We start from the raw sequence: 15,048 nt of genomic DNA on the forward strand, positions 1-15,048 counted from the left end.
TCTTGACCGTTGCGCTGGCGTTATTCTCTTCAGGAGCGTTTATGAGTAAGGCACTGCCATTGGTGACCCGTCACGGTGACCGTATTGCGATTGTAAATGGACTGCGCACCCCCTTTGCCAAACAGGCGACCGCTTATCACGGTATTCCAGCGGTGGATTTGGGTAAAACGGCGGTGAGTGAATTATTGGCCCGCAGCGGTATCGATCCTGCATTGATTGAACAACTGGTGTTCGGCCAGGTGGTGCAAATGCCTGAAGCACCGAATATCGCGCGTGAAATCGTGCTCGGCACCGGCATGAGTGTGCATACCGATGCCTACAGCGTGTCGCGTGCCTGTGCGACCAGCTTCCAGGCGATTGCCAACGTGGCGGAAAGCATCATGGCCGGCAGCATCAGTATCGGCATTGCCGGTGGCGCTGACTCTTCCTCCGTACTGCCTATTGGCGTCAGCAAGGCACTGGCGCGTACATTAGTGGACGTTAACAAGGCCCGCACTCTGTCGCAGCGCCTTAAGCTGTTCAGCCGACTGAAGTTCCGTGACCTGATGCCGGTTCCTCCGGCGGTGGCGGAATACTCTACGGGGCTGCGAATGGGCGATACCGCCGAACAAATGGCGAAAAGCCACGGCATCACCCGGGAAGAGCAGGATGCGCTGGCGCACCGCTCGCATCAGTTAGCGGCCAGAGCCTGGGAACAGGGACTGCTGCACGATGAGGTGATGACCGCCTACGTGCCGCCGTATCGCAGCCAAATTAGCGAAGACAACAACGTTCGCAAAGATTCCAGCCTGGCTTCCTACGCGAAGCTGAAACCGGCATTTGATCGCAAGCATGGCAGCGTTACTGCAGCCAACAGCACCCCCCTGACCGACGGTGCGGCGGCGGTGCTGATGATGAGCGAGTCGCGGGCGAAAGAGTTGGGCCTACAACCGCTAGGTTATCTGCGCAGCTTTGCCTTCTCTGCCATCGACGTGTGGGAAGATATGTTGCTTGGGCCGTCCTACGCTACACCGCTGGCATTGGATCGCGCCGGTATCGGCCTGGCAGACTTGGCGCTTATCGACATGCATGAAGCTTTCGCCGCGCAAACCCTGGCCAACCTGAAGATGTTTGCCAGCGACGAATTTGCTCAGAAAAAGCTGGGCCGCAGCCGGGCGATTGGCGAAGTGGACATGGAAAAATTCAACGTATTGGGCGGCTCGATCGCCTACGGCCACCCGTTTGCCGCTACCGGCGCGCGTATGATCACCCAAACGCTGCACGAGCTGAAACGCCGTGGTGGCGGGTTGGGATTGACCACCGCCTGCGCGGCCGGGGGGTTAGGAGCCGCAATGATCGTAGAGGTGGAATAATGAGCTTTGAAAACGCATTGCACGAACAACGAGCCAAACCTTCAGCCTTTCAACTGACGATACGTCCGGACAACATTGGTGTGATCACCATTGATGTCCCCGGCGAGAAGGTGAATACGTTAAAGGCCGAATTTGTCGAACAGGTCAACGACGTCCTGATCCGCGCGCAGCAGCATCCAGCGCTGGAAGGCCTGGTGATCATTTCCGGCAAGCCGGACTCATTCATTGCCGGTGCGGATATCACAATGATTGCCGCCTGTAGCACTGCCAAAGAAGCCGAAACGTTGGCGAAAAAAGGCCAAAGTACCCTGGCGCAGATTGCTGCGTTTCAGGTTCCGGTCGTCGCGGCCATTCACGGCGCCTGTCTGGGCGGCGGGTTGGAGCTGGCTTTGGCCTGCCACGGCCGCGTCTGTTCACTGGATGACAAAACCGCACTGGGCCTGCCGGAAGTTCAGTTGGGCTTACTGCCGGGCTCCGGCGGTACTCAGCGCTTGCCGCGGTTAATTGGTGCCAGCAAGGCGCTGGACATGATCCTGACTGGCAAACACATTCGGGCGCGTCAGGCGCTGCGTTTGGGGCTGGTGGACGATGCGGTGCCACAGTCGATCCTGCTGCAGATCGCCATCGAACGAGTCAAACAGGGCTGGCAGAGCCGACGTGAATTGCCATGGCAGGAGCGTTTGCTCAACGGCCCACTGGGTAAAAGCCTGCTGTTCAGCATTGTACGCAAGAAAACGCTGGCAAAAACGCATGGCAACTATCCAGCGGCGGAACGCATTATTCAGGTGGTTCGTACCGGTCTGGATCACGGTAGCGCCAGCGGTTATGAAGCCGAGGCCAAGGCCTTCGGCGAGCTGGCGATGACGCCACAGTCGGCGGCGTTACGCAGCCTATTTTTTGCCTCTACCGCGTTGAAGAAAGAACGTGGTGGCAATGCGCAACCTCATGCATTGCAGCGTATCGGTATTCTGGGGGGTGGCTTGATGGGCGGCGGGATTGCCTGCGTGACCGCTACGCGCGGCGGCTTGCCGGTGCGAATTAAAGACGTCAACGAAACGGGCATTAACCACGCGTTAAAATACAGTTGGGACGTGCTCAGCAAACGGGTTCGCAGTAAACGCATGCGCCCGGCTGAGCGACAAAAACAGATGATGCTGATCTCCGGCTCGACCGATTACACCGGTTTTGATCAGGTGGACGTGGTGATTGAGGCGGTGTTTGAAGATTTGTCGCTCAAGCAGCAGATGGTGGCCGAGATCGAGCAATATGCGGCCCCGCACACTATTTTTGCCTCCAATACTTCTTCGCTGCCGATTGGCCAAATTGCCGCTTTGGCGCAGCGGCCGGAGCAGGTGATTGGCCTGCATTATTTCAGCCCGGTCGATAAAATGCCGCTGGTAGAGGTGATCCCGCACGCTACCACCAGCGAAGAAACCATTGCCACCACCGTGGCATTGGCACAAAAGCAGGGCAAGACGGCGATTGTGGTTGCCGATCGCGCCGGTTTCTATGTTAACCGCATTCTGGCACCTTATATAAATGAGGCGACTCGTTGCCTGCTGGAAGGTGAACCGATCGAAGCGCTGGACAAGGCGCTGGTCGATTTCGGCTTCCCGGTTGGGCCGATTACCCTGCTGGATGAAGTGGGCATCGATGTCGGCACCAAGATTATCCCGGTATTGGTGGAACAGTTGGGCCCGCGCTTTGCCGCTCCAGCCGCCTTTGATGCGGTGTTGAAAGACGGGCGTAAAGGGCGCAAAAACGGCCGTGGTTTCTATCTCTATCCCAGTGAAGGCCAGCAACGTCAACGGAGCAACAAGCGCGCCGATACCTCGGTCTATCTTTTGCTGGGCATTACACCGAAGTCGCATTTACAACCGGCCGTCATCGCTCAGCGTTGCGTAATGATGATGCTCAATGAAGCCGCACGTTGTCTGGATGAAGGCGTGATCCGCAGCGCGCGCGACGGCGATATCGGCGCGGTGTTCGGCATTGGCTTCCCACCGTTCCTTGGCGGGCCATTCCGCTATATGGATCAGTTGGGGGCCGAGAAGGTGGTTAAAACGCTGGAGTATCTGCAGCGGCAGCACGGTGAATATTTTGCGCCTTGCGAACGCCTGCTGCGCATGGCTCAGCAGGGTGAACGTTTCTATCCGCAGGGGACCTGAGCGGCGCGGCGACGTGATTTGTACTAGAGTAGGATCAAGGTTGCATGTGATCACTATCACTCCTTGCAATACCGATAATCCCTGACCCTATACAGGGAGATAGGGACGAGGTAACGTAGCCTGATGGCGGTGAAAGGCTGATCGCCATCTATAAAATTCATGATGAGAAGGTTAAAATTTAACCTGTTGAATTGGTTGTTATGTGAGCATTGAATTCGTATCGGAACGCTATTGATGTAAAAAACAGCGTTTTCTTTACGTGAACTTTCAGGCAAAATGCCCGGCCGCCATAAAGAGACGGCGCGTTATCGTTTCAAAGCTTTTGCTTTGGGGTTGTAAAACTCGGCGATACAGCACGCTCGGCGTTTCTGTATAGCGTTATTTTGTCAACAACAGCGGTGCAATATGCAAGTTTTGATTATGCGTCACGGAGAGGCGGCACTCGATGCGGCCAGCGATTCGGTAAGACCTCTTACTGTTTGTGGCCGTGATGAGTCACGTCAGATGGCGGCCTGGTTAAATACCAAGTCTGTGGATATTGAACGAGTGCTGGTCAGCCCTTATCTGCGGGCCGAGCAGACGCTGGCCACGGTGCGTGAAGCCTTGACCTTGCCGGCGAGCGAAGAAGTGCTGCCTGAGCTGATGCCGGGCGGGGATGCCAGCCTGGTGGGCAGTTATTTGCAGGCGCTGGCGCAGCAGGGGATCAGCTCGGTGCTGATCGTCTCTCACTTACCGCTGGTGGGTTACCTGGTGGCTGAGCTTTGCCCGGGTGAATGTCCGCCGATGTTTGCCACCTCGGCAATTGCCAACGTTGATTTGGCGGCTGACGGTAGCTGCGGTAAGTTTGAATGGCAGGTCAGTCCGTCGCAGGTGATGGCAAAAGTGTAGGGGCGGCAGGCCGGTTCCAAACAAAAGGGCGATGTTCAAGATCGCCCTTTTGTCATTTCTGCGGTTTACTCGGCCAGTTCGACCAGCAGCAAGATGGCTGCAGTACCGCCCCATTCCTTGGGGGCCTGATGGAACACCAGCACGTCGGGATGCTGCGCCAGCCACAGTGGAGTTTGCTGTTTCAGGATATGCTTGCCGTGGCCGTGCATTACACAGGCACAGTGCACGTGTTCGCGTCGGCAAGCGGCGATCAATGCACCGAGTTCCTGCTTGGCCTGCATTTGGGTCAGGCCGTGCAAATCGAGAAACAGCTCTGGTGAATAGTCACCGCGACGCAGTTTTTTCAGCTCAAAAGCACTGTAACCGGGGCGCACATAGCGCGTCGGGCCTTCCTCTTCCAACTGCGGTTGGTATTCATCCGAGAAATAATAACTGGCGTCTACTTGTTCCTGCAGCAGGCGCTGCGGGGCAATCTGTTTGGTTTTTGGCTTGGGTTTACGGTGGACAATGGTGTCCTGACGCAGCTTTTTTGCGTCTACTACCGACTCTCTGAAGAGCTGTAATTCATCTTTGCTCAGAGGGAGCTTGTTCTTCATTTTTCATTCACCGGAAATCATTTATCGCGGTAGTTTACCGTGTCGCGGGTATCTGTCGACGCAAAAATCGCGCCAAAATGAAAAGCGCAAGGGGTTAGCGTGATTTGTCGCGGGCTTCATGGCAAACTATGCGGCTAAATCATGAATTACAGTGCCTGCCGGAGGGCAAATTGGACAAAATTTTCGTCGAGGAAGCAGTGAACGAACTGCACACCATTCAGGATATGCTGCGTTGGACGGTAAGCCGTTTTAACGCCGCTGATATCTACTATGGTCACGGAACCGATAATCCGTGGGACGAAGCGGTGCAATTGGTGCTGCCAAGCCTGTTCCTGCCGTTGGATATTCCTGAGGACATGCACACCGCACGTTTGACCTCCAGCGAGCGCCACCGCATCGTTGAACGCGTGATCCGCCGCGTCAACGAGCGCATCCCGGTCGCCTACCTGACCAACAAAGCCTGGTTCTGCGACCTGGAGTTTTATGTCGATGAGCGTGTGCTGGTACCGCGTTCCCCGATTGGCGAACTGATCAACGATCGCTTCAGCGCATTGATCCCTCATTCGCCGAGCCATATTCTCGACATGTGTACCGGCAGCGGCTGTATCGCCATTGCCTGCGGCTACGCTTTCCCGGAGGCGGAAGTGGACGCGGTAGACATCTCCGCCGACGTGCTGGCGGTGACCGAGCGCAATATTCAGGCGCTGGGTGTTGAACAACAGGTGACTCCGATCCGTTCCGATCTGTTCCGCGATCTTCCGGCGATCCAGTACGATCTGATTGTCACCAATCCACCGTATGTCGATGCAGAAGACATGTCCGATCTGCCGGAAGAGTTCCGCTTTGAACCTGAACTGGGTCTGGCGGCGGGTAGCGACGGCCTGAAGCTGGTGCGTCGCATTCTGGCCTGCGCGCCGGATTACCTGAGCGACGATGGCGTGCTGATTTGTGAAGTGGGTAACAGCATGGTACATCTGATGGAACAGTATCCGGATATTCCGTTCAGCTGGCTGGAGTTCGAAAACGGCGGTGACGGGGTGTTCATGCTGACCAAACAGCAACTGGTAGATTGCAAAGAGCATTTCAGCCTCTACCGCAGCTAAGCATTCTCCGGGCCTGTCCTCGCGGGCCCAGCAAAGATAATAATTAAGGGTAAGGATCCGCGATGGCAGGAAACAGTATTGGACAGATTTTCCGCGTCACCACATTTGGTGAATCTCACGGTGTGGCGCTGGGCTGTATCGTAGACGGTGTGCCGCCGGGCATTCCGCTTACCGAAGCTGATTTGCAGCACGATCTTGACCGCCGTCGTCCGGGCACCTCTCGTTATACCACCCAACGCCGTGAGCCGGATCAGGTTCGTATTCTTTCCGGCGTGTTTGAAGGCGTGACCACCGGTACCAGTATCGGGCTGATAATCGAAAACACCGACCAGCGCTCGCAGGACTACGGTGCCATTAAAGACGTGTTCCGTCCGGGACATGCAGACTATACCTACGAACAAAAATACGGCGTGCGCGACTACCGTGGCGGCGGCCGTTCTTCGGCGCGTGAAACGGCCATGCGTGTTGCAGCAGGGGCGATTGCCAAGAAATACCTGCAGCAGAAATTTGGCGTACAGGTGCGTGGTTACCTGGCGCAGATCGGCGACGTGGTCTGTGAGCTGAAAGACTGGGAGCAGGTCGAACAGAACCCGTTCTTCTGTCCTGACCCAGACAAGCTTGAAGCCCTGGATGAACTGATGCGCGCCTTGAAGAAAGAGGGCGACTCTATTGGCGCCAAGGTCAGCGTAGTGGCAGAAAACGTGCCGGTTGGCCTTGGTGAACCGGTGTTTGACCGCCTTGACGCGGATTTGGCGCATGCGCTGATGAGCATCAATGCGGTAAAAGGTGTGGAAATTGGCGACGGCTTTAGCGTTGTGACCAAGCGCGGCAGCGAAAACCGCGACGAAATCACACCGGAGGGTTTCCAGAGCAACCATGCGGGCGGCATCCTCGGCGGTATCAGCAGCGGGCAGGCGGTGATAGCCCATCTGGCGCTGAAACCGACCTCCAGCATTATGGTGCCGGGCAGAACCATCAACCGCCAGGGTGAAGCCGTGGAGATGGTCACCCGTGGTCGCCATGATCCTTGCGTCGGTATCCGTGCGGTACCGATCGCCGAAGCGATGATGGCGATTGTGCTGATGGATCACCTGTTGCGCCAACGTGCGCAAAATGGTGATGTGGTTTCTAACGTTCCACGCTGGTAATCACCATGAAAAACTGGATGTTGGGCATCCTTGCCCTGATGGCCTCGGGCTCCGCCATGGCGTTGACGCCGTGGCAGAAAATCGGGAGCCCGGTGGCCGGTGCGCCGCAGGCGGTGGGCGGTTTTGCCAATGGTTGTATTATCGGTGCTCAGCCGTTGCCGCTGAACTCGCCGGATTATCAGGTGATGCGCCCCGATCAACGCCGCTACTTCGGCCACCCGGATCTGCTGGCGTTTATCCAGCGTCTGAGCAGCAAGGCGAGCCAAAAAAACCTCGGTACGGTACTGATTGGCGATATGGCGATGCCGGCCGGCGGGCGCTTCAGCAGCGGTCATGCCAGCCATCAGTCCGGACTGGATGTCGACATTTGGTTACAGTTGCCGCGTCAGCGCTGGAGTGCTCAGCAATTGCTGAAGCCGCAACCGATCGATTTGGTTTCCAGCGATGGCAAGCAGGTGGTTGCGCGCCAGTGGCAACCGCAGATTGAAACTTTAATCAAAGCAGCGGCGCAGGATCAGGAAGTGACGCGTATCTTCGTCAACCCGGCGATCAAGCAGCGCCTGTGCCTGGATGCCGGTGCCGATCGGGACTGGTTGCACAAGGTGCGGCCGTGGTTCGGGCATCGTGCGCACATGCATGTGCGCCTGCGTTGTCCGGCCGGTAGCCTGGAGTGTAAAGAACAGGATACCCCACCGCCAGGTGACGGCTGCGGTGCTGAATTGGCAAGTTGGTTCATCCCGCATCAGCCGAGTGCCAAGCCGGGTAAACCGGTGCCGCCGCCATTACCACCTACCTGTCAGGCTTTGCTGAATAATCATTTCGCTGCGGAATAATATACCCAAACTAATTGGAGTTGCATCACAACAAAGCCACGACTTTGTTGAACAGCGCTTGCGCTGGCCCCAACGGGGCGAGGCTTTGCCGAGTAACGCGGTAAGGGAATGAATCCCGATGAGCTTACATGAGTAAGTGATTCGGGTGAGTGAGTGCAACTAACACAGATGCAGCTTCAAGTAAGAGGGGTATAAATGGATTGGTTTGTCGTTGGCCCCGAGATGCTCGGGGTTTTGTTTGTGGTGGCATTGTTGGCGGGCTTTATTGACTCTATCGCTGGTGGGGGGGGGTTGTTGACCGTGCCGGCGCTGCTGGCGGTGGGAGTGTCTCCTGCACAGGCGCTGGCGACCAATAAACTGCAGTCGGTGGGCGGTTCCTTATCCGCCAGTCTGTACTTCATCCGCCGACGAGCCGTTGATCTCAACGATCAAAAACTGACCATACTGTTGGCGCTGATCGGTTCTGTCGCCGGGGCGATCCTGGTGCAGCACATGCGTGCCGATCTGCTGCGGCAAATGTTGCCGTTACTGGTGATCGGCATCGGCCTGTACTTCCTGCTGACCCCGCGTCTGGGGGAAAGTGACCGGCAGCGCCGTTTGAGCGCCTTGCCGTTCGGGCTGGTGGCCGGGGGCTGCGTGGGTTTTTATGACGGCTTCTTTGGCCCTGGCGCCGGTTCCTTCTACGCGCTGGCCTATGTGACGCTGTGTGGCTTTAACCTGGCCAAATCCACCGCTCATGCCAAGGTGCTGAACTTCACTTCCAACTTTGGCAGCCTGGTGTTGTTTATCATCGGCGGTAAGGTGGTGTGGAGTATCGGTCTGGTGATGCTGGTAGGGCAGGTGCTGGGGGCGCGGCTCGGGGCGCATATGGTGATGACCCGTGGGCAAAAGCTGATCCGCCCAATGATCGTCATCGTTTCGCTGGTGATGAGCTGCAAGCTGTTGTACGACAATCACGGTACGGAAATTCAGCAGTGGCTGGCATTGCATATTTAGCATGCCAAGCGAGCGCTAAAGTGAAATAATTGCCGCTTTATTTTTGTGGTTACTGGATTTGTTTATGTCAGACACACAGGCTACCCATCAATATGAACAGCTGATTGATATCTTTAATCAGTGCTTCAGTGATGATTACAACACCCGGCTGGTTAAAGGCGACGATGAGCCGATTTATTTGCCGGCCGACGACCAACTGCCGTACCACCGCATTGTCTTTGCCCATGGCTATTATGCCAGCGGCATGCATGAGATTTCTCACTGGTGCATTGCCGGTGAGCAGCGCCGTAAACTGGTCGACTTCGGTTACTGGTACTGCCCGGACGGGCGCGACGCACAGACGCAAAGCGAATTCGAAGCGGTAGAAGTTAAACCGCAGTCGCTGGAGTGGATGTTCTGTGTGGCGGCCGGTTTCCCGTTCAATGTCAGCTGCGACAACCTGAACGGTGACTGCGAACCGGATCGCATTGCCTTCCAGCGTAAGGTGCGCGAACGGGTATTGTTGCTGTTGGAACAGGGAATACCCACAAGACCTGCGCGCTTTATTCAGGCGTTACAATCGTTTTACAATACGCCACCGCTGACGGCGGAGCTTTTCCCCTATCCGGAAGATCTCAACTGACTATAGTTTAACTGAAAATAGATACCCAATAGCTTTCAAGCTGTAGCTAGGCGGCAAGCAAACAAATCCCCAGGAGCTTACTCAGGTAAGTGACTGGGGTGCGTGAGCGCAGCCAACAACGCTAGAGTTTGAAAGATGAAGGGTATGAGAGGAAATTTGATGATCGCAGAATTTGAAGCGCGCATTTTGGCGCTGATTGATGACATGGTAGAGCACGCCAGCGATGATGAACTGTTTGCCGGTGGCTACCTGCGCGGTCATCTGACGCTGGCGGTTGCCGAAGTAGAAGAACTGGGTGAGCACAGCGCCGAAGCGCTGAAAGCGCAAGTGGAAAGCAGCCTGCATAAAGCCATTGCCGCGGGTGAACTGTCGCCGCCGGACCAGGTATTGGTGTATGGCATGTGGGAAAATCTGTACCAAACCGCACTGCCGACCGCCTGACCCGCGTTACAAGGCGCTGATAACAGCGCCTTGTAAAACTGCCATTAAACCGCACGCCCCTTCAGCAGTTTTCTTACCCACATCCGGTTCGGATTCAATGCCGCCAACATTTCTGCGTCGCCCGGCAAGGGTTCGCCGAACAGCTGCGCCGCCAAAATTTCCGCCGCCAGCGGTGCCGAGCACAACCCACGTGAACCCAACGCGCCAATCACAAACAGATTTGGATAGCCTGGCGCATTGGCAATAGCCTCGCCGCGTTGATGCTGGCGTTGCAGATGCTGATACTGCGTCACAGTCGTCTGATAGTCTGGCACCGCGCCAATCATCGGCAGGTGATCGCGGGTGGCGCTACGCACGCCGCAACGGGCCTGCTGACCGCTGACATCAACCTGCGCAGGCCAGGCCTGGTCCGGCAGGCAGCGCAGCAGGCGAGCACGGTTGTCCTGCTGTTCTTCCTCGCGGTATTCGGTGTTGGTTTCGCCGCGCTGGTAGCTGGCACCGATACAGTGCTGTTGGTTGTTAGCATTGACCGGCGTCAGGTAGCCGTCGTAACACAGCACTTGTTTCAATTTGCTCAATGCCGGGGTGGTGGGAATGTGGGATACCTGACCGCGTACCGCATAAACCGGCAGCGTTTCACTGGGCGCCAGTTCACCAAGCCGGTGACCGCTGGCCAGGATCACCGTCGCATGCTGTCGGGTTTCATCCTGGCCGAAATTGAGCTGCCAGCCGCTGTCGGTGGCGGTCAGGGCCTTGACGTCAGACTCATAGTGACAGCTCAATCCTTGACGTTGCGCCAGAGCAATGGCATTGCGTGTCAGTTCGGCAGGGCACAGCCAGCCACCCTGTGGGTAGTTAATGCCGCCAAAACCACTGTCGATACCACACAGGGCGCTGAGCGTGGTGCGATCGGCCGCCATGGCCAGTGACTGCGGCCATTCCACCGCCAGCATGTTGGCAATCTTCCCGGCACTTTTTTCATCATAGGCCAATTGGCTGACGCCACACCACTGGTGGTCAAACGCCACGCCCTGTTTTACCAGCGTGTCGTACTGGCGGCGGGCAAAAAGGAAAGCGGCGCTGAAGAAATTCTCCAGGGCATCGCCGCGGCCGTTCAGCAATGGATAAAGCGCTCCCTGACGGTTTCCCGATGCCCCTTCGGCCGGCTGTGGATCGGCACAGTACAGCGTGACCTTCGCACCACGGCGCAGCAAGGCGAGGGCAGTCAAGGCGCTGGCAACGCCGCCGCCAATGATAGCGATATCGTCGGTATTGTCTGCTGCCGGGCGCAGTAACCAGGGCGTGGGGTGGGCAACCGCTGGCGCATCGGTAGGCAACTCGCCAATCAGCATTTCACGTTTCTGGCCGAAACCTTTGCTTTTTATTACTTCAAATCCGGCCTGTTGCAGCCCGCGCCGCACAAAACCTGCGGCAGTGAAGGTGGCCAGGCTCCCCCCCGGCCGGGCAAAGCGTGCCATGGCGGCAAACAGCTGTTCGGTCCACATATCCGGATTTTTCGATGGGGCGAAACCGTCGAGGAACCAGGCGTCGATTTGACGGTGCATGCTGGCGTCGAAGTGCGGCAGTAACTCGTTCACGTCACCGAACCACAGATCCAGCGTAATGCGGCCTTCCGCCAGCAACAGGCGATGGCAGCCCGGCAGCGGCAACGGCCATTGGGCGCGTAACTCGTCGGCATAGGGCGCCAGCTCCGGCCAACGGGCATGTGCTGCCGCCAGATCGGCCTGCAGCAGCGGGAATTTTTCAAAGCTGATAAAGTGCAGCCGCTGCAGCGTGGCATCCGGCGTTGTGGCATGAAAAGCGGTAAAGGCCTGCCACAGCGTTAAAAAATTAAGCCCGGTGCCGAAGCCGGTTTCCGCCACGATAAACAGCGGACGAGGGTGTTCGGCAAAACGTGGCGGCAGCCGGTTGCCCTTGAGAAACACGTAGCGGGTTTCTTCCAGCCCATCCTGATTGGAAAAGTAGACGTCATCAAACTGTTTCGAAACAGGTGTACCCTGTTCATTCCAGGATAACGCTGCGGTTTGGATCGGGGCGTGGCTCACGGTTGGTTGCTCGTAACTCAAGGGGTGACGGGATTCTAACGGCGCTGGCGCTATGGCGCAAACTGGATAAGAATAAAGCTGAAAAACGCTGATCGGACTTGTTCGGCGTACATCTGTACGCTAAAGTGCGAGGCAAAATCCCGAATGTAAAAATGTGGAAGAGGTACTGAATGAAACGTGCAGTGATTACTGGCCTGGGAATCGTCTCCAGCATTGGTAACAACCAGCAGGAGGTCCTGGCGAGCCTGCAGGAAGGACGTTCTGGGATCACTTTCTCCCAGGAGCTGAAAGATTCCGGCATGCGTAGTCACGTATGGGGCGATGTTAAACTGGACACTACCGGTCTGATCGACCGTAAAGTGATGCGCTTTATGAGCGATGCGTCCGTTTATGCCTATCTTTCCATGGAGGAAGCCATCAAGGACTCAGGTCTGGCTGCCGATCAGGTTTCCAACGATCGCACCGGTCTGGTAGTTGGCTCAGGTGGCGGCTCACCGCGCAACCAGGTTGCCGGATCCGACGGCATGCGTGCCAAAGGCCTGCGCGGCGTTGGCCCGTACATGGTGACCAAGGCCATGGCTTCAGGCGTTTCCGCTTGCCTGGCAACTCCGTTCAAAATTCGTGGCGTTAACTATTCCATCAGCTCTGCCTGCGCAACCTCTGCACACTGCATTGGTCACGCGGTTGAACTGATCCAACTGGGCAAGCAGGACGTGGTCTTTGCCGGCGGCGGCGAAGAGCTGTGCTGGGAAATGGCCTGTGAGTTCGATGCTATGGGCGCTCTGTCCACCAGTTATAACGATACCCCGGAAAAAGCTTCTCGTACTTACGACTCTGCGCGTGACGGTTTCGTCATCGCCGGCGGCGGCGGTATGGTGGTGGTTGAAGAGCTGGAACACGCTTTGGCGCGTGGTGCGCACATCTATGCTGAAATCATCGGCTACGGTGCGACCTCCGACGGTGCCGACATGGTGGCTCCATCAGGTGAAGGCGCGGTGCGCTGCATGAAGATGGCGCTGCAAGGCGTTGATACCCCAATCGACTACATGAACGTTCACGGCACCTCCACGCCGGTCGGCGACGTGAAAGAGCTGGGTGCCATTCGCGAAGTGTTTGGCGACAACACCCCGGCAATCTCCTCCACCAAGGCCATGACCGGTCACTCACTGGGTGCCGCCGGCGTGCAGGAAGCGATCTACAGCCTGCTGATGGTTGAGCACGGCTTTATTGCGCCGAGCATCAACATCGATAACCTGGATGAGAAAGCCGCAGGCATGAACATCGTGACTCAGCCGACTCAACGCGAGTTGACCACCGTGATGTCCAACAGCTTCGGTTTCGGCGGCACCAACGCCACGCTGGTAATGCGCAAGCTGCAGAAGTAATTCCGGCCTCAAGGTTGTGGATCAAGCCCGCGTTTTAGCGGGCTTTTTAATGCCTGTCGATCCTGCAGGGGGCCGCTCGGAGTTATCTCAAATTACATCTTCTGACGGATCATTAACGCTTCGTTCAGCCTTTTGCGCATACAATGGCTCAAGAGCGCGAATATCACTCGGTGTGGTATTTCAGAGTGATAGAACATTGAGGCAATAGTATGAAAAAGTTAATTGCAGTTGGGCTGCTGTCGGTATTTCTGGCTGGGTGCGCGACCAATTCCCCTTGTGTCCCGGTCTATGATGATCAGGGGCGTTTGGTGCACACTAACACCTGTATGAAAGGTACCACTCAGGATAACTGGGAAACCGCAGGCGCTATCGCCGGTGGTGCCGCGGCGGTTGCCGGTCTGACGCTGGGTATTATTGCGTTGACCAAATAACCTTCCGTCGGAGAGTCTCCCCGTATCAAGCCCAGCCTCCGCGCTGGGTTTTTCTTTGGCTGAGCCACCGCCGGTTGATTGATATCAAAGTATTTTTATTTCCAGCCCGTTGGCAAACACGGCTTTGTCAGCGGGTGTAAATTCCATTCCTGCGCAAGCACTTGGCCGATATACTCCGGTTATCCCACACTCTGGAATCACCTGATGTCGGCTTTGGCGTCCATATCTTTATCCATGCACCGTTTGCGTTTCGCTAAAAAGCGGGCCTGTGCATGGCTATTGGTCGTCAGTTGGCTGTTGTTGAATACCCAATTGGCGTTGGCCAGCCATAATTGCAACCTGCAGTTCAGCGGTGAAACGCCCATGGCCCAGCATATGATGCATATGCAAAACAGCCAGCCTTCGTCAGACCAGATGCAAACCCAAGGGCCGCTGTGCGAGAAGCATTGTGTCCCTGAGTCCGCCCAACAGGATCACAGCAACCTGACGTTGGCTGCGCTGCCCACCAGCAGCGAATTGGCCGTTATTACGCCTTTCCCGTCTCGTTCAGCCCCCTCCAATACCTGGCAAACGCCCCCGATAACAGGGCCGCCGGCAGAGATCGTTTTCTGCCGGTTCCGTGAATAGCTCTGACAACCGCTTTGCCGTCCCCGACGGTTTTCCGTGTTTGTTAACTATTTAATGGAGTACCCGTTATGCGTAATTTATTTGCCGTTGTACTGATCACCCTGTTTTTCTCCTCTGTCGTCAGCGCCGCCGATATGGCGATGCAACATTCTACCGTAAAACCTGCCGTCGAAATCCATAGCCAGGGCGTCATCAAGGCCTGGGATGAGCGCAAGGTGTCCATCGCACACCAGGCGATTCCTGCGCTCAACTGGCCGCCCATGACCATGAGTTTCCAACTTCCTTCATCGCCATCGCTCACCGCATTGCCGGTGGGTACCGAGGTTGATTTCAGCTTCCTGCCGGTCGATGGCGGTTATCAGCTGATCGCCATCGCCGCCGCTCGGCCATAA

Annotated in this window: 15 protein-coding genes; 13 read left to right on the forward strand and 2 right to left on the reverse strand. The window is 56.7% G+C overall.

Features of this window, described 5'->3' with window-relative positions; all coding sequences use genetic code 11:
• Nucleotides 1-41: 41 nt before the first annotated feature.
• The 3 genes from fadI (at nucleotide 42) to sixA (ending at nucleotide 4,408) form a co-directional block, all read left to right on the forward strand.
• The gene (fadI, locus tag ACUTSU_RS09080) at nucleotides 42-1,352 is read left to right on the forward strand and encodes an acetyl-CoA C-acyltransferase FadI (RefSeq protein ID WP_445652395.1); all 1,311 of its coding nucleotides are present in this window, start codon (nucleotides 42-44) and stop codon (nucleotides 1,350-1,352) included.
• Nucleotides 1,352-3,520: a fatty acid oxidation complex subunit alpha FadJ gene (gene fadJ / locus ACUTSU_RS09085; RefSeq protein ID WP_445652394.1), complete on the forward strand. Its 2,169-nt coding sequence runs from the start codon at nucleotides 1,352-1,354 to the stop codon at nucleotides 3,518-3,520. The genes fadI and fadJ overlap by 1 nt, the downstream gene beginning before the upstream one ends.
• Before the next feature lie 405 nt (nucleotides 3,521-3,925).
• Nucleotides 3,926-4,408: a phosphohistidine phosphatase SixA gene (gene sixA / locus ACUTSU_RS09090; protein WP_445652393.1), complete on the forward strand. Its 483-nt coding sequence runs from the start codon at nucleotides 3,926-3,928 to the stop codon at nucleotides 4,406-4,408.
• A gap of 65 nt (nucleotides 4,409-4,473) precedes the next feature.
• On the opposite strand, the gene smrB is transcribed toward sixA, so the two are convergent.
• The gene (gene smrB, locus ACUTSU_RS09095; protein WP_445652392.1) at nucleotides 4,474-5,004 is read right to left on the reverse strand and encodes an endonuclease SmrB; all 531 of its coding nucleotides are present in this window, start codon (nucleotides 5,002-5,004) and stop codon (nucleotides 4,474-4,476) included.
• A gap of 170 nt (nucleotides 5,005-5,174) precedes the next feature.
• On the opposite strand from smrB, the gene prmB reads away from it, so the two are divergent.
• The 6 genes from prmB (at nucleotide 5,175) to ACUTSU_RS09125 (ending at nucleotide 10,147) form a co-directional block, all read left to right on the forward strand.
• The gene (gene prmB / locus ACUTSU_RS09100; RefSeq protein WP_261091318.1) at nucleotides 5,175-6,107 is read left to right on the forward strand and encodes a 50S ribosomal protein L3 N(5)-glutamine methyltransferase; all 933 of its coding nucleotides are present in this window, start codon (nucleotides 5,175-5,177) and stop codon (nucleotides 6,105-6,107) included.
• Nucleotides 6,108-6,169: 62 nt separating this feature from the next.
• Nucleotides 6,170-7,255 carry a chorismate synthase gene (aroC, locus tag ACUTSU_RS09105; RefSeq protein ID WP_012146087.1) on the forward strand — a complete coding sequence of 362 codons (1,086 nt, stop codon included), beginning with the start codon at nucleotides 6,170-6,172 and terminating at the stop codon, nucleotides 7,253-7,255.
• A gap of 5 nt (nucleotides 7,256-7,260) precedes the next feature.
• On the forward strand, nucleotides 7,261-8,088 hold the full coding sequence (gene mepA / locus ACUTSU_RS09110) for a penicillin-insensitive murein endopeptidase (protein ID WP_445654065.1): 828 nt from the start codon (nucleotides 7,261-7,263) through the stop codon (nucleotides 8,086-8,088).
• A 195-nt stretch (nucleotides 8,089-8,283) separates the two neighbouring features.
• Nucleotides 8,284-9,084 (forward strand): sulfite exporter TauE/SafE family protein, encoded by an 801-nt coding sequence (locus ACUTSU_RS09115; RefSeq protein ID WP_261123264.1) that lies wholly within the window; start codon nucleotides 8,284-8,286, stop codon nucleotides 9,082-9,084.
• Nucleotides 9,085-9,148: 64 nt separating this feature from the next.
• Entirely contained in the window at nucleotides 9,149-9,706 is a 558-nt protein-coding gene (locus ACUTSU_RS09120; protein ID WP_261153413.1) for an elongation factor P hydroxylase, read from the forward strand.
• 159 nt (nucleotides 9,707-9,865) lie between these two features.
• On the forward strand, nucleotides 9,866-10,147 hold the full coding sequence (locus ACUTSU_RS09125) for a YfcL family protein (protein ID WP_153859623.1): 282 nt from the start codon (nucleotides 9,866-9,868) through the stop codon (nucleotides 10,145-10,147).
• A gap of 44 nt (nucleotides 10,148-10,191) precedes the next feature.
• Here the strand turns inward: ACUTSU_RS09125 and mnmC are convergent, their stop codons facing one another.
• Nucleotides 10,192-12,213, reverse strand: a complete 2,022-nt coding sequence (gene mnmC, locus ACUTSU_RS09130; protein ID WP_445654066.1) for a bifunctional tRNA (5-methylaminomethyl-2-thiouridine)(34)-methyltransferase MnmD/FAD-dependent 5-carboxymethylaminomethyl-2-thiouridine(34) oxidoreductase MnmC — start codon at nucleotides 12,211-12,213, stop codon at nucleotides 10,192-10,194.
• A gap of 170 nt (nucleotides 12,214-12,383) precedes the next feature.
• Between mnmC and fabB the strand changes: the two genes are divergently transcribed.
• The 4 genes from fabB (at nucleotide 12,384) to ACUTSU_RS09150 (ending at nucleotide 15,048) form a co-directional block, all read left to right on the forward strand.
• Nucleotides 12,384-13,598: a beta-ketoacyl-ACP synthase I gene (gene fabB, locus ACUTSU_RS09135; RefSeq protein WP_044552704.1), complete on the forward strand. Its 1,215-nt coding sequence runs from the start codon at nucleotides 12,384-12,386 to the stop codon at nucleotides 13,596-13,598.
• A 209-nt stretch (nucleotides 13,599-13,807) separates the two neighbouring features.
• The gene (locus ACUTSU_RS09140) at nucleotides 13,808-14,029 is read left to right on the forward strand and encodes a hypothetical protein (RefSeq protein WP_445652388.1); all 222 of its coding nucleotides are present in this window, start codon (nucleotides 13,808-13,810) and stop codon (nucleotides 14,027-14,029) included.
• A gap of 204 nt (nucleotides 14,030-14,233) precedes the next feature.
• Nucleotides 14,234-14,656 (forward strand): hypothetical protein, encoded by a 423-nt coding sequence (locus ACUTSU_RS09145; RefSeq protein WP_445652387.1) that lies wholly within the window; start codon nucleotides 14,234-14,236, stop codon nucleotides 14,654-14,656.
• A gap of 68 nt (nucleotides 14,657-14,724) precedes the next feature.
• Nucleotides 14,725-15,048, forward strand: a complete 324-nt coding sequence (locus tag ACUTSU_RS09150) for a copper-binding protein (protein ID WP_445654067.1) — start codon at nucleotides 14,725-14,727, stop codon at nucleotides 15,046-15,048.

The sequence above is a fragment of the Serratia sp. NA_13 genome (assembly GCF_052691735.1).

What these genes read in the sequence shown, in the direction of transcription:
- fadI (WP_445652395.1), top strand. Translation starts at nt 42, where the DNA reads ATGAGTAAGGCACTGCCATTGGTGACCCGTCACGGTGACCGTATTGCG.
- fadJ (WP_445652394.1), top strand. Translation starts at nt 1,352, where the DNA reads ATGAGCTTTGAAAACGCATTGCACGAACAACGAGCCAAACCTTCAGCC.
- sixA (WP_445652393.1), top strand. Translation starts at nt 3,926, where the DNA reads ATGCAAGTTTTGATTATGCGTCACGGAGAGGCGGCACTCGATGCGGCC.
- smrB (WP_445652392.1), bottom strand. Translation starts at nt 5,004, where the DNA reads ATGAAGAACAAGCTCCCTCTGAGCAAAGATGAATTACAGCTCTTCAGA.
- aroC (WP_012146087.1), top strand. Translation starts at nt 6,170, where the DNA reads ATGGCAGGAAACAGTATTGGACAGATTTTCCGCGTCACCACATTTGGT.
- mepA (WP_445654065.1), top strand. Translation starts at nt 7,261, where the DNA reads ATGAAAAACTGGATGTTGGGCATCCTTGCCCTGATGGCCTCGGGCTCC.
- ACUTSU_RS09115 (WP_261123264.1), top strand. Translation starts at nt 8,284, where the DNA reads ATGGATTGGTTTGTCGTTGGCCCCGAGATGCTCGGGGTTTTGTTTGTG.
- ACUTSU_RS09120 (WP_261153413.1), top strand. Translation starts at nt 9,149, where the DNA reads ATGTCAGACACACAGGCTACCCATCAATATGAACAGCTGATTGATATC.
- ACUTSU_RS09125 (WP_153859623.1), top strand. Translation starts at nt 9,866, where the DNA reads ATGATCGCAGAATTTGAAGCGCGCATTTTGGCGCTGATTGATGACATG.
- fabB (WP_044552704.1), top strand. Translation starts at nt 12,384, where the DNA reads ATGAAACGTGCAGTGATTACTGGCCTGGGAATCGTCTCCAGCATTGGT.
- ACUTSU_RS09140 (WP_445652388.1), top strand. Translation starts at nt 13,808, where the DNA reads ATGAAAAAGTTAATTGCAGTTGGGCTGCTGTCGGTATTTCTGGCTGGG.
- ACUTSU_RS09145 (WP_445652387.1), top strand. Translation starts at nt 14,234, where the DNA reads ATGTCGGCTTTGGCGTCCATATCTTTATCCATGCACCGTTTGCGTTTC.
- ACUTSU_RS09150 (WP_445654067.1), top strand. Translation starts at nt 14,725, where the DNA reads ATGCGTAATTTATTTGCCGTTGTACTGATCACCCTGTTTTTCTCCTCT.